Origin of the sequence: Microbacterium sp. Mcb102 (assembly GCF_024519805.1) — a bacterium.
Taxonomy (GTDB): domain Bacteria; phylum Actinomycetota; class Actinomycetes; order Actinomycetales; family Microbacteriaceae; genus Microbacterium.
Genome location: NZ_JALJRG010000001.1, coordinates 590981 through 603100, shown reverse-complemented (window position 1 = coordinate 603100; position 12120 = coordinate 590981). Strand labels below are relative to the sequence as shown.

16 protein-coding genes are annotated in these 12120 nt (G+C 66.7%); 3 read left to right on the top strand and 13 right to left on the bottom strand.

Translation table 11 applies throughout. The annotated features are described in order from the left end of the window. The 8 genes from dprA to OC372_RS02860 form a co-directional block, all read right to left on the bottom strand. On the bottom strand, window positions 1-1197 hold the full coding sequence (dprA, locus tag OC372_RS02895) for a DNA-processing protein DprA (protein ID WP_262000877.1): 1197 nt from the start codon (window positions 1195-1197) through the stop codon (window positions 1-3). Beyond that, the gene (locus OC372_RS02890) at window positions 1194-2720 is read right to left on the bottom strand and encodes a YifB family Mg chelatase-like AAA ATPase (protein ID WP_262000876.1); all 1527 of its coding nucleotides are present in this window, start codon (window positions 2718-2720) and stop codon (window positions 1194-1196) included. The genes dprA and OC372_RS02890 overlap by 4 nt, the downstream gene beginning before the upstream one ends. Continuing rightward, window positions 2717-3079, bottom strand: a complete 363-nt coding sequence (locus OC372_RS02885) for a YraN family protein (RefSeq protein WP_105709863.1) — start codon at window positions 3077-3079, stop codon at window positions 2717-2719. Before OC372_RS02885 ends, OC372_RS02890 begins: the two co-directional genes overlap by 4 nt. 128 nt (window positions 3080-3207) lie before the next feature. Continuing rightward, complete coding sequence (locus OC372_RS02880; RefSeq protein WP_017204525.1) at window positions 3208-3534, bottom strand: DUF2469 family protein; 327 nt, start codon at window positions 3532-3534, stop codon at window positions 3208-3210. Between the two features lie 63 nt (window positions 3535-3597). Continuing rightward, entirely contained in the window at window positions 3598-4257 is a 660-nt protein-coding gene (locus OC372_RS02875; protein ID WP_029263504.1) for a ribonuclease HII, read from the bottom strand. Then, on the bottom strand, window positions 4254-4976 hold the full coding sequence (lepB, locus tag OC372_RS02870) for a signal peptidase I (protein WP_029263505.1): 723 nt from the start codon (window positions 4974-4976) through the stop codon (window positions 4254-4256). The genes OC372_RS02875 and lepB overlap by 4 nt, the downstream gene beginning before the upstream one ends. A 118-nt stretch (window positions 4977-5094) precedes the next feature. Then, a complete protein-coding gene (gene rplS / locus OC372_RS02865; protein WP_017830722.1) occupies window positions 5095-5442 on the bottom strand; it encodes a 50S ribosomal protein L19 in 348 nt (115 codons plus the stop codon). 169 nt (window positions 5443-5611) lie between these two features. Beyond that, on the bottom strand, window positions 5612-6100 hold the full coding sequence (locus OC372_RS02860) for an MFS transporter permease (RefSeq protein WP_262000875.1): 489 nt from the start codon (window positions 6098-6100) through the stop codon (window positions 5612-5614). 109 nt (window positions 6101-6209) lie between these two features. Between OC372_RS02860 and map the strand changes: the two genes are divergently transcribed. After that, entirely contained in the window at window positions 6210-6992 is a 783-nt protein-coding gene (gene map, locus OC372_RS02855) for a type I methionyl aminopeptidase (protein ID WP_262000874.1), read from the top strand. Window positions 6993-7038: 46 nt separating this feature from the next. Further along, the gene (locus OC372_RS02850; RefSeq protein ID WP_231481751.1) at window positions 7039-7632 is read left to right on the top strand and encodes a histidine phosphatase family protein; all 594 of its coding nucleotides are present in this window, start codon (window positions 7039-7041) and stop codon (window positions 7630-7632) included. Between the two features lie 35 nt (window positions 7633-7667). Here OC372_RS02850 and trmD read toward each other — a convergent pair whose 3' ends face one another. Genes trmD through rpsP form a run of 4 tightly spaced genes read right to left on the bottom strand, consistent with a single transcriptional unit; the run spans window position 7668 to window position 9679 of the window. Beyond that, complete coding sequence (gene trmD / locus OC372_RS02845) at window positions 7668-8387, bottom strand: tRNA (guanosine(37)-N1)-methyltransferase TrmD (RefSeq protein ID WP_262000873.1); 720 nt, start codon at window positions 8385-8387, stop codon at window positions 7668-7670. A gap of 19 nt (window positions 8388-8406) precedes the next feature. After that, window positions 8407-9024 (bottom strand): ribosome maturation factor RimM, encoded by a 618-nt coding sequence (gene rimM / locus OC372_RS02840; protein WP_262000872.1) that lies wholly within the window; start codon window positions 9022-9024, stop codon window positions 8407-8409. Then, window positions 9008-9238 (bottom strand): RNA-binding protein, encoded by a 231-nt coding sequence (locus OC372_RS02835; RefSeq protein WP_017830729.1) that lies wholly within the window; start codon window positions 9236-9238, stop codon window positions 9008-9010. Before OC372_RS02835 ends, rimM begins: the two co-directional genes overlap by 17 nt. A 6-nt stretch (window positions 9239-9244) precedes the next feature. Continuing rightward, window positions 9245-9679, bottom strand: coding sequence for a 30S ribosomal protein S16 (gene rpsP / locus OC372_RS02830; protein ID WP_029263511.1), 435 nt, complete (start codon window positions 9677-9679; stop codon window positions 9245-9247). 210 nt (window positions 9680-9889) lie between these two features. On the opposite strand from rpsP, the gene OC372_RS02825 reads away from it, so the two are divergent. Then, window positions 9890-11041, top strand: coding sequence for a glutamate--cysteine ligase (locus OC372_RS02825; RefSeq protein ID WP_262000871.1), 1152 nt, complete (start codon window positions 9890-9892; stop codon window positions 11039-11041). A 23-nt stretch (window positions 11042-11064) separates the two neighbouring features. On the opposite strand, the gene OC372_RS02820 is transcribed toward OC372_RS02825, so the two are convergent. After that, the gene (locus OC372_RS02820; RefSeq protein WP_262000870.1) at window positions 11065-12036 is read right to left on the bottom strand and encodes a sugar-binding transcriptional regulator; all 972 of its coding nucleotides are present in this window, start codon (window positions 12034-12036) and stop codon (window positions 11065-11067) included. Between the last annotated feature and the right edge of the window lie 84 nt (window positions 12037-12120).

The following is a 12120-nucleotide window of genomic DNA, read 5'->3' as shown; positions in this document are numbered from 1 at the left end:
TCACTCGGTCCGCGACGCGCGCGCCCGGTGCCACCCCCGTTCGTCGACGGAGACATCCCCGTCCAGATGCAGCAATCCGAGGCATGAGCGCACGCGTTCCGGCGACAGGCCCGACCTGCGGGCGATCTCCTCGACCGAGAGCCTGGACCTCGCGCTCAGGGCATCGAGGACCCGAGTGCGATTCGGATCGTGCTCATCACCCTCGCCCGCTCGTTGTTCGATCGACCCCCATAGCTCTCGTACCTCATGTGCCGACGTGACGCACTGCGCGTCGTACTCCCGGAGCAGCCGGTGGCACCCCGCGGAAGATGCCGATGTCACCGGCCCGGGAACGGCTCCGAGCGGACGACCCAGCGTCGCCGCATGACCGGCGGTGTTCAACGAGCCGCTGCGCCACCCCGCTTCGACCACGACGGTAGCCTGCCCGAGCGCAGCAATAAGTCGGTTCCTCGCCAGGAAGCGCCACTTGGTCGGGGCTGCGCCGCACGGCGGCTCACTCACCACAGCCCCCTCCACCGCGATCTGCTGCAGGAGCCTCTGATGACCCACCGGATAGGCGCGGTCGACTCCGCCGGCGAGGAAGGCGACGGTCGCGCCACCCACACCGAGAGCAGCCCGGTGTACAGCACCATCGATCCCGTATGCACCGCCGGAGACGACCACCGCTCCCCTGGCGGCGAGATCCCCGCTGAGTTCCGCCGCAACGTGTTCGCCGTAGCTGCTGGCGGCCCGTGCTCCGACCATCGACACGCGTGGCTCGCGCACGAGCAGATCGGCATGTCCACGCACCCACAGTGCGTTCGGCGCGTGGGGACCGAGATCATCGAGGCTCACGGGCCAGTTCGCGTCGCCGGGGACTACCAGTTGCGCGCCGACATCGAACGCGCTGCGGAGAGCCTGCCGCACCGCGCGGGGATCCGCCTGAAGACGCCATCGTGCTCTGGCCGCTGACAGCGCCCGAGATGCCCGCCCGCTCGCAGCACCGGAGGGTATCAGCGACGCGCCATCTCCCAGCGCCGCCGACAGTGCATCGCCAGCGCCCAGGGCCTCGATCAGTGCACCTGCGACGGCATCACCGGGTTCGGCGATCACGCTCCACGCTGCGCGAGCCACGCACTCCGCGACGGCATCCCCCTTGTGGATGCGACGGACCGCTGCGATGGTCTCGGGGTCGTCCTGTAGTTCGTCGATCCTCATGACAGTCCTCTCCGCAGGTGCAGCGCCCTGCCGATCTCCTCGGCGCCGGGCCGGTCGATGTCTGCCAGATCGGCCATCGTCCACGCGACTCTGAGCACTCGGTCATAGCCCCGCAGTGTCAACGACCCGCGCTCTAGCGCACGATCGAGTGGCGATCGAGTCGCGGCGGAGAGTCGCAGGGCCCCCTGCCGGAGCCAGGTTCCCGGGACATCGGCATTGCGCCGCCACGGCGTGCTCTTCCACCGTTCCGCCGCACGCTCGCTCGCGGCGAGGACCCGGGCCCTCGCCCGCGCTGTCGTGGTTCTCGCCCTCCGCTCGTCCGTCGCGCACGACGCGGCCACCCGGGCGACGTGCAGGTCGATATCGATCCGATCGCGGAGCGGTCCCGACAATCGCGTCGAGTACCGCCGGATCGCCATGGGCGGACACACGCATTCGGCACCCCTGACGCCATGATTTCCGCACGGACACGGATTCATCGCGAGCAGCAGCTGGAACCTCGCGGGAAAGCGCGCTGTAAACCCCGCTCGATGCACCTCGATGACTCCCGATTCGAGCGGCTGGCGCAGCGCGTCGAGAGCCGCGCGAGAGAACTCCGCCGCCTCGTCGAGGAACAGCACGCCGCAGTGGGCCCGCACGATAGCTCCGGGCCGAGCAGCGCGCGACCCACCGCCGACCAACGCTGCGACGGACGCACTGTGGTGCGGGGCTTCCAGTGGCGGCGTGCGGCCGAGCGTCACGACCCGATCCCCGTTGAGCGAGAGTATGGAGGCGACCTCGAGTGCCTCCTGGTCCCCGAGCGGCGGCATGATTCCGGGGAGTCGTCGGGCGAGCATCGTCTTGCCTGCGCCCGGAGGCCCGCTCAGCAGCAGATGATGTCCACCTGCAGCGGCGACGATGAGCGCCTCGATCGCGTCTTCCTGGCCGACGACGTCGGACAGATCCAGATCTGACGGTGCGTTGACCGACGCCGACGCCATGTCGACGGTCTCGACCTCGGGCGCTTCGACATCGGCACCGTGCCACACCGCGACTTCGGCGAGAGAGGTGGCAGCACGGACATGGACTCCGGGGACCAGTCTCGCCTCTGCTTCGTTGGCGTGAGGAACGATCACCCTTTCGAACCCGGCACGTGCAGCAGCGAACACGGCAGGGAGCACACCCGGGACAGGGCGGATCCTCCCGTCGAGCCCGAGTTCTCCGACATGTACGGTCGCTGCGATCGAGCGCGGTTCGATCGAGCCGCCGGCAGCCAGAGCAGCCACGGCGATTCCGAGGTCGAACCCTGCTCCGTGCTTGGGAAGGCTGGCTGGCGACAGGTTGACCGTGAGGCGGCGCCGAGGTAGGTCGAGCCCGGCATTTTTGCAAGCATTGTGCACCCGTTGCACCGCCTCCGCGAGCGACTTGTCGGGTAGACCGATGATCCGGAACTCGGGCGTCTGGTTCGACAGGTCGGCTTCGACTTCGACGAGATGACCATCGACCCCGCTCAGTGCGACAGCCCACGTGCGGGCCGTACTCATGCGATGTCCACGAGATGCTCGAGCGACCCCAGGAACGGGTCCGGCCCGATGATCCCGATTGCCTCGAGCCTCACGGTGCGCCCACGAGCCACCTCGGGATGAGCGGCGAGCCACGCCTGCGCGAGTTGCCAGAGCCGGCGGCGCTTTCGTTGATCGACCGCCTCGAACGGGTGCCCGAATGCTGCCGTGCGTCTCGTCTTCACCTCGATCATCGCCAGCTGATCGCCTACCGCGGCGACAATGTCGATCTCCCCTTGCGAACACCGCCAGTTCCTGTCGAGCACGGTGTATCCGCTGCCTATCAGGTGCTGCGCCGCGCGCTCTTCCCCGGCTCGGCCGAGGTCGTCTTTTGCTGCCATGACCTCAGCATCGCGGTCAGACTCGTAGCCTGAGAGGTGCCCTCACGCCCTGGCGCTGAAGTGGGGATTACTCAGGGATTCCGCATGGTGTGGAGGACCAGCATCAAGGTCGGCAGTGGCGACGAAGGTCACTCCCCGTCGAGCGAGAGTTCCTGCGGGAGTTCGAACTCCCGACGCTGGAGCTCCTCGACATTCACGTCCTTGAACGTGAGCACGCGCACGGCCTTCACGAAGCGATCCGCTCGGTAGATGTCCCACACCCACACATCGCTCATCGAGATCTCGAAATAGAAATCGTGTTCGGTGTCGCGGCGGACGACGTTGACCTCGTTCGCGAGGTAGAAGCGGCGTTCGGTCTCGACGACGTACTGGAACTGCGACACCACATCCCGGTACTCCCGGAACAGTGCCAGCTCGAGCTCGCGGTCGTAGTCGTCGAAGGCTTCCTCATCCATGATGACTCCATCCTAGAGTCGCGGCGCACGAGGCGCGGCATCGCCGGCCGATGCAGGTCTGGATCAGAACAGGGTCGGGGCGTCGGCGATGGCCCACGACGCACGGTGGAAAGGAGACAGCCCGTTGCGCCGGATGGCCTCGCGGTGTTCGGGGCTCGCGTAGCCCTTGTTGCGATTCCACTGATATGCAGGATGGCTCTCGTGAAGTTCGGCCATGTACAGGTCGCGGGCCACCTTCGCGATCACGGAGGCCGCAGACACGGAGGCGCAGTCGCGGTCGGCTTTGATGACGGGTCGCACGCGCAGCGGCGACGAATGCACTCGGGAGACGTAATCGTGGTTCCCGTCGAGCAGAACGAGCGCCTCGTCCATCGAAGCCCCCTGCGCAGCGATCGCCGACACAGCGCGCGATGCGGCGAGTCCGAGGGCCCGCATGATGCCGACCTGGTCGACTTCTTCGGCGCTCGCCCAGCCGACGGCAGAGGCCTGCACCCACGCCGCTGCGCGTGCCGCGACATCGGGCCGACGCTTCTCCGTCACGAGCTTGGAATCACGCAGACCATCCGGCACGCGACGTCGCACGCCTGCCGCATCCATCATCGCGGCGCCGACGGCGACGGGACCGGCGAGTGCGCCTCGACCCACCTCATCCAGCGCGATGATCACGCCGCACTCCCCCAGGAGTTTGCGTTCCAGGGTCAGCTTCGGGGTGATCACGGTCATTCGGGGTCCGGAACTCCGTTGAACGTGTCGTGGTGGCCGTCGATCGGTCCCATGCGATCCAGAGGCCAGGTCGTCAGGAAGGCCTTGCCGACGATGTTCTCCATCGGGACGAAGCCCCCGCTGGGGAGGTCCTGATGTGCGCGCGCGTCGCGCGATCGATCGCGATTGTCGCCCAGCAGCCAGACCGAGTCATCGGGAACGACCACGTCGAACGGCTCGTTCGAGGCGGCCGTGTCGCCCTCGGGGAGGTTCAGGTAGCTGAGTTCGTCGATCGGGGCGCCGTTGATCGTGATCTGGCCGAGTGCGTTGCAGCACACGACATGATCGCCGGGCAAACCGATCACGCGCTTCACGAGGTGGTCCTGCGAGTCCGTCGCGGAGATGCCGACGAAGTTGAGGACCCAGTCGACCGCCTGAACGAGCGGAGGCTGAGCGGGCGTCTGCGGCTGTGGATCGAGCCAGCCGCCCGGATCCTTGAAGACGACGACATCGCCACGTGCATAGTCGGTCCACCGAGGGGTCAGCTCGTCGACGAGAATCCGATCCTTCACGAGAAGGGTGCGCTCCATCGAGGCCGACGGAATGTAGAACGACCTCACGACGAAGCTCTTGACCACGAAGGACACGAGGGCGGCGATCACGATGATCACCAGCACGTCGCGGAGGAAGACCAGGAACCCGCGTCGTCTGGAAGTGCGCGCGGCCGGCGAATCAGTCATCAGGTTCCTTCTCGAGTCATACACCGCTCTGGCGCGACGGTATCAAGGTTCGCACACCGGGGACAGAACACAGCACCCCAGGACATCGTGTCCTGGGGTGCTGTGGAGAACCTGCGACTCAGCGGTCGCGCTTCTCCTTGATCTTGGCCTTCTTGCCACGGAGCTGGCGGAGGTAGTAGAGCTTCGCGCGACGCACGTCACCGCGGGTGACGACCTCGATGTGGTCGATCACCGGGGAGTGCACCGGGAAGGTACGCTCGACGCCCACCTGGAAGCTGATCTTGCGGACCGTGAAGGTCTCGCGCACGCTGTCGCCCTGACGGCCGATGACGACACCCTGGAAGACCTGGATACGAGAGCGGCTGCCCTCGGTGATGTTGACGTGAACCTTGACGGTGTCACCGGGGAAGAAGTCCGGGATGTCCGAACGAAGGGAAGCCGCGTCGACGGCGTCGAGGATCTGCATGATCATCTCTCTCTGCACCCGCCACAGGTCGCATGCATGTATTCAAAGGAACAAGAAGGGAGTGAGCTGTACGGAACGGCGAACGTCCGCGGGCTCCCCTGTGGCAGAGCCGGTCACAGCACAAACACTCATTCTGCCATGGATGCCGCGCCCGGCCAAAACGCTGACCTCAGTCGCGGCCGTCGGTCTCCCGCACCACGATGATCTCGTGTGCGCGCGTGGGAGGGGCAGGTTCGTTGACGGGCGGGATCGTGGACCAGGTGATGGTCTCGCGCAGTCGGGTCCCGCTCCCCTTCGCCTCGTTCCACAGCTGCCAGAGCTGCAACCAGATCAGTGCGATGCCCGCGACGATCGCGCCGGTCAGCAACCACGGGAAAGCCCCGTCGATGAAGAAGCCGACGGCGATGGTCAGCCCGTTCCAGATCGTGAAGCCGATGACATCCCACCACGATACGGCCCGCTCGATGCGAACGGACGGGCGCGAGCGCGTCAGGAGCGTGAGCAGGAGCTGTCCGACGAAGACGGACGGCATCGCGATGAGCAGCACCCAGAGAATGGACCAGCCACCCTGGAAGACCCCCCAGCCGATCAGCAGCCAGAGCGGCAGGAGGAACGCCGCCGGGAGGAGCCAGCGGAAGAAGGCCTGTCGCAACCACATGATCAGATCGTACGACGACACCCGCCCCTGCGGCCCGGTGTTCGCTGAGAGCGGTCGGGGAACCGCCCGCGCCGGATCAGGGAGAATGGAGACGACGAGAGGAAACCCGATGATCGAACTGCGCACCCCTGCCGAGATCGACGAGATGCGCGCCGCAGGACGTTTCGTGGCCGAGACACTGGCGACCCTGCGCGACGAGACGAAGGTCGGGACGAACCTCCTCTCGATCGATCGCCGCGCACACGACATGATCCGCAAGGCCGGCGCAGAGTCGTGTTACATCGACTATCACCCCTCGTTCGGAGCGAGTCCGTTCGGCAAGGTGATCTGCACCTCGGTCAACGACGCCGTGCTGCACGGCCTCCCCCATGACTACACACTGCGTGACGGCGACCTCGTCACCCTCGACTTCGCAGTGTCGGTCGACGGTTGGGTCGCCGACTCGGCGGTGTCGTTCGTCGTCGGCGCGGCTCGTGAAGAAGACCTTCGACTCATCGGTACCACCGAACGCGCCCTGACCGCCGCGATCGACTCCGCAACGGTCGGAAACCGCATCGGCGACATCTCCGCGGCCGTCGCCGCCATCGCACACGGCGAGGGCTACTCGATCAATACCGACTTCGGTGGGCACGGAGTCGGACGCACGATGCACGGGGACCCGCACGTGCCGAACGACGGCCGCGCCGGCCGGGGCTTTCCCCTGAGGGCCGGCCTGGTCCTCGCACTCGAGCCCTGGCTCCTCGCGACGACAGACGAGCTGGTCACCGACCCCGACGGATGGACCCTGCGCAGCGCTGACGGTTCACGCGGCGCCCACTCCGAGCACACCATCGCGATCACGGAAGACGGCCCCATCATCCTGACCGACCGATCGTTCCTCGGCGTGGACTGACCCGCGCCACGAGCCGAAACGCGAGGCCGTATGCCATCCTGAGTCCATGATTCCGCAGGATCGCCATGTGCCGGAGCGTCTTCTCCTCGCTCGGCATGGTCAGACCGTGTGGAACGTCGAACACCGCTTGCAGGGTCAGCTCGACTCGCCCCTCACCGACGAAGGCATCGCCCAAGCCCGCGCAATCGCCTCCCGCCTCGGTGACGCCGGCGTGCTCACCGTGTGCTCCAGCCCGCTCGGTAGAGCCATGCAGACCGCGGTCATCATCGCTGACCGGCTCGGGGCCGAGGTCATTGAGGTGCCGGAACTCGCCGATCTCGATCACGGTGCGCTGGCGGGTATGACTTGGGACGAGATCGACGCGGCGTATCCGATGGCCAGAGAGGAGCGCGCCGCCAATCGCTACGGATGGGCATTCCCCGGCGGTGAGAGTTACGCGCAAGCCCGTTCCCGAGCGCGAAAGGCCCTCAGCAGCTGCGGATGGGCGTCCGAGGGGACACCGCTGCTCGTGAGCCACGAGATGATCGGACGGATGCTGCGTGCCGAGCTACGACGTCTCGATGCGTCGAACGCGCTCGGACTGAGACATCCGCACGGCGTGGTCTTCGAGATCGATGGCACCTCGGAGCGGATGCTCTGACAGGCGCATCCGAGCGGATTCGGCGTCGATCCCGGTCAGGACTGCGAGGTCTCGTCGTCCGGGAGGAGATCAGGGCGACGCAGCCTGGTGCGCTCGAACTGCTGCTCGCGGCGCCAGGTGGCGATCGCCCCGTGGTTGCCGCTCAGCAGGATGTCCGGCACCGCCCGCTCGCGCCATGAAGCGGGCTTCGTGTACGAGGGGTACTCCAGGAGCCCGTCCTCGTGCGACTCCTCGACGAGGCTTTCCGGATTGCCGACGACGCCGGGGATGAGCCTCCCGATCGCCTCGATCATCGCCATCGTGGCGACCTCTCCCCCGTTTAAGACGTAGTCCCCGAGGCTGATGAGGCGCACCTCGCCGAGGTCGGCTGCGTACTCGAAGACGCGTTCGTCGATGCCCTCGTAACGTCCGCACCCGAAGACGAGGTGCTCATGGGTGGCCAGCGCCCGTGCGGTCTTCTGCGTGAAGACCTCACCGGCAGGTGACGGGAAGATGATGGTCGGTCGCTCGCCCCCCGCCGTATCGGACGGACCGGCGACGTCATCGAGAGCAAGACCCCATGGCTCCGGCTTCATGACCATGCCGGCGCCACCGCCGTACGGGGTGTCGTCGACCGTGTTGTGACGATCGGACGTCCAGTCGCGGAGGTCATGCACGCGAAGGTCGATGATGCCGGCGTGCTGCGCCTTCCCGAGGAGGGAGAGCGTCAGGCCGTCGAAGTAGGACGGAAAGATGGAGAGGACGTCGATGCGCACGGGGGAACCGTATCAGCGGTCACTCAGGGGCTTCGGCGTCCGAGCCCGACGGCTGCTCGGCATCCGCGGCGTCGGGGAGCTCCTCGAAGAGTCCCGGCGGCGGCGTCACGATCAGACGACCGACCGAGACGTCGACGGTGGGGACGATGGCGGCCACGAAAGGGACCATGACCTCGTTCTCGCCGGACTTCACGATGAGCAGATCCTGCGCCGGGAAGTGCTCGACGCGGATGACCCGGCCGATGACCGCATCGTCGCGAACGACGTCGAGCCCCACGAGCTGGTGATCGAACCACGCGTCGTCCTCGACCTCATCGACGTCCTGGTCGATCCAGAGGATCGCCTTCACGAGGCTCTCGGCGGATTCTCGGTCATCGACATCTTCGAAGAAGACGACCGGATTCCCGTTCATCAAACGGTATTCGCGAACGGTGATGTCCTTGCCGTGCCACGGCGATGCCTCGGGCACCTGCACCGTGAAGCCGGCACCGGGGGTGAAACGACCCGCCGGATTGTCGGTGTACAGCTCGAGCTTGAGGCCGCCTTTGAGGCCGTGCGCCTTCACGAGACGCCCGACGCGCAGCTGATTCTTGCCCTGGTTGCGGTCCTTCGGCACCACGTCAGTCGTCCGCGACATCGACGCGGACCCGACGCCCGTCAGCGAGCGCGCTGACGAGGGTGCGAAGGGCCTTGGCTGTGCGGCCGCCGCGCCCGATCACGCGTCCACGGTCATCGGGGTGCACGCGCACCTCGAGGAGGTCGCCTCGCGGCGATGTGGATTCATTGATGCGGACATCTTCCGGGTGATCGACGATCCCCTTGACGATGTGTTCGAGCGCGGCGGCGAGCACGGCGGATTACTCTGCGTCGGCGGCGGGGGCCTCAGCGGCCTCCGCGTCGGCCGCGGCGGGAGCCTCCTCAGCGGGGGCCTCCACCTTCTTCTCGGCCTTGGGCTTGACGACGGACTTCTTGGATGCGTCGATCTCGAAGGGAGCCTTGGGCTCCTTCACCTTGAGGGTGGACTTCGCGTCGGCGTCGCCCTTGAACTTGCCCCAGTCGCCCGTGATCTTGAGGATGGCGGCGACCTGCTCGGTCGGCTGCGCGCCGACGGAGAGCCAGTACTGCGCACGCTCGGAGTCGACCTCGATGAACGAGGGCTCCTCGGTGGGGTGGTACTTGCCGATCTCCTCGATCACGCGACCATCGCGCTTGGTCTTCGAGTCGGCGACGACGATGCGGTAGTACGGCGCACGGATCTTGCCCAGGCGCTTGAGACGAATCTTGACAGCCACGATTCTCCTGAATTGTGTGGAAGGAAACGAACTGATCGCCTGGAGAGTGGGGTGCACACCCGGCGGAAGCTCAAATGAGTGTGGACACCTGCTGGATAGAGGGTCGAGCAGGTCGTCCGACCCTCTATTCTGCCAGATCCTCGCGCCCGGCGCGAAACGTGGCGCAACGGCCGTTGTCGTGTCGCGTCGCCCGCGTGTCAGACTGTGCGGGTGAAACTCGAGTTCGCCTCTTCCGCCCGATCCACCGTCGGCCTCGAATGGGAGATCATGCTCGCGGATCCCGTGAGCGGTGACCTCGTCGGACGCGCCCCGGAACTGCTGGCGGCGCTCGAAGCCGAGAGCGAGGATGAGCGCCATACCGTCACGGGCGAGCTGCTCACGAACACGATCGAAGTCACGAGCGGGATCGGCGATTCCGTGGCGCATGCAGTCGACGACATCGCGAACGCCATCACGGCCGTGCGCACCGCGACGGACCCGGCCGGCATCGAACTGCTGTCGGCGGGCAGTCACCCGTTCGCACAGTGGTTCGATCAGGAGGTCACCGACAAGTCGCGGTATCACACCCTCATCGAGCGCACCCAGTGGTGGGGTCGCAACATGATGATCTGGGGGATCCACGTGCACATCGGGGTGGAGGACCAGCGCAAGGTCTTCCCCATCATCAACGCGCTCTCGGCATACCTCCCCCATCTGCAGGCCCTGTCGGCGTCGAGTCCGTTCTGGGCGGGCGAGCGCACCGGCTACGCCTCGAACCGCGCGCTGGTGTTCCAACAGCTTCCGACGGCCGGACTCCCCTGGCCGTTGCGAGATTGGTCCCAGTACGAGTCGTATCTCGACGACATGGTCCGCACCGGCGTGATGGCGGATGCCACGGAGGTGCGCTGGGACATCCGTCCCGCTCCACGCTGGGGGACCATCGAGGTGCGAGCGTGCGACGGCCTCTCGACGCTGCCGGAGCTTGCGTCGGTCGCGGCGCTCGTGCAGGTGCTCGTCGAGCACTTCTCCCGTGAGCTCGACGAGGGGCGGGCCCTTCCCGAACTCCCGGCGTGGTTCCACCGGGAGAACAAGTGGCGCGCGGCGCGATACGGGCTCGACGCACGGGTCATCGTCGATGCGGCCGGAACGCAGCGCCCGGTGCGAGAGCATCTCGCCGAAGTCCTCGATGAGCTGGCGCCCGTGGCTGTGGAACTCGGTTGCGTCCGCGAATTCGGCAACAACGCCGTCACCCTCGAGAACGGGGCCAGCTACGAACGTCAGCTCGTGATCGCGAACGCCACCGCCGGTGATCTCACCGCCGTCGTGCAGCACCTCATCCGCGAGTTCCGTTCCGGACCCGAGTCCTCGACGGAAGGCGCGTAGCCCCGGACTCTGCCGGCGGCGACTCAGTCCTCGACGAGACGCCGGGCGAGTCCCTCATCCAGGACGACGTCGGTGATGAGCCCGGCGGAGAGGGCGGCCCGGAGGCTCACCAGCTTCGGGATGCCCGAAACGACGCATATCCGTCGCGGAACGCGACGCAGGCGGTCGAGCCCCGGCCCGGTCGCCCTGGCGTTCACACGGATATCCCGCCAGGAGCCGTCTGACCGGAAGAACACCGTGGCGACGTCACCGATCGCGTGATCCTCGCGCAGGCTGCGGTAGTCGTCGCGCCCGAGATATCCGCCGACGTACACACGACTCGGGACCTCGGCAGCCGGAGACCCGAGACTGAAGACCGCGACGTCCATCTTCGCCTGCAGATCGAGGACTCGACGGGTGCTGCGTTCGCGCCACATCGCCTCCCGGGTCGCAGGGTCGTCGAAGAAGGCAGGAACGGGGAACTGCTGCACCTGCGCGCCGAAGGCACTGCCGAACCGCTGCAGGATGTCGCTGGAGTACTCGACACCGGTGGTCTGGGTGTTGCCCGCCCCGTTGAGCTGCACGAAGGTCGTGTTGTGCGTCTCCTTCTGCGTGAGGCCGCGGCTCACCGCACTGATCGTCGATCCCCAGGCCACACCGATGATCATGTTGGAGTCGACGAACTGCGACAGCAGGCGCCCGGCCGTGAGCGCGACGCGCTCGAGTCGTTCCACCTCGCTGAGGATCTCGGGCATGGGAACGACATGTGCGGCCACCCGATGCCGGTCACGGATGCGCTGCTCGAGCATGCCCAGCCGCTCCAGCGGTGAATTGATGCGGATGTCGACCAGGCCGCTCTCCCGGGCGAAGCTCAAGAGTCGAGAGACCGAGGACCGGGAGGTGCCGAGCTCCTGCGCGATCACCTCCATCGTCTTGTCCTGCATGTAGTAGAGCTGCGCGGCAGTGAGCGCCGCGATCAGCTTGCTATCGCGGGTTTCCGCGCTCTGACCGACCATCGTGACCTCCTCACCCTCGATCCTTGCACATATGTGCAGTGGGCTTGCGCGGGATGCCACACAGGTCGATGCTGGTTGGCAAGT

Coding starts and splice junctions, on each gene's coding strand:
- map (WP_262000874.1), top strand. CDS start 6,210: ATGATCGAACTGCGCACCCCTGCCGAGATCGACGAGATGCGCGCCGCA.
- dprA (WP_262000877.1), bottom strand. CDS start 1,197: ATGAGGATCGACGAACTACAGGACGACCCCGAGACCATCGCAGCGGTC.
- OC372_RS02850 (WP_231481751.1), top strand. CDS start 7,039: ATGATTCCGCAGGATCGCCATGTGCCGGAGCGTCTTCTCCTCGCTCGG.
- OC372_RS02880 (WP_017204525.1), bottom strand. CDS start 3,534: ATGGATGAGGAAGCCTTCGACGACTACGACCGCGAGCTCGAGCTGGCA.
- rplS (WP_017830722.1), bottom strand. CDS start 5,442: ATGCAGATCCTCGACGCCGTCGACGCGGCTTCCCTTCGTTCGGACATC.
- lepB (WP_029263505.1), bottom strand. CDS start 4,976: ATGACTGATTCGCCGGCCGCGCGCACTTCCAGACGACGCGGGTTCCTG.
- OC372_RS02890 (WP_262000876.1), bottom strand. CDS start 2,720: ATGAGTACGGCCCGCACGTGGGCTGTCGCACTGAGCGGGGTCGATGGT.
- rimM (WP_262000872.1), bottom strand. CDS start 9,024: ATGTCGCGGACGACTGACGTGGTGCCGAAGGACCGCAACCAGGGCAAG.
- OC372_RS02875 (WP_029263504.1), bottom strand. CDS start 4,257: ATGACCGTGATCACCCCGAAGCTGACCCTGGAACGCAAACTCCTGGGG.
- OC372_RS02820 (WP_262000870.1), bottom strand. CDS start 12,036: ATGGTCGGTCAGAGCGCGGAAACCCGCGATAGCAAGCTGATCGCGGCG.
- OC372_RS02860 (WP_262000875.1), bottom strand. CDS start 6,100: ATGTGGTTGCGACAGGCCTTCTTCCGCTGGCTCCTCCCGGCGGCGTTC.
- OC372_RS02885 (WP_105709863.1), bottom strand. CDS start 3,079: ATGGCAGCAAAAGACGACCTCGGCCGAGCCGGGGAAGAGCGCGCGGCG.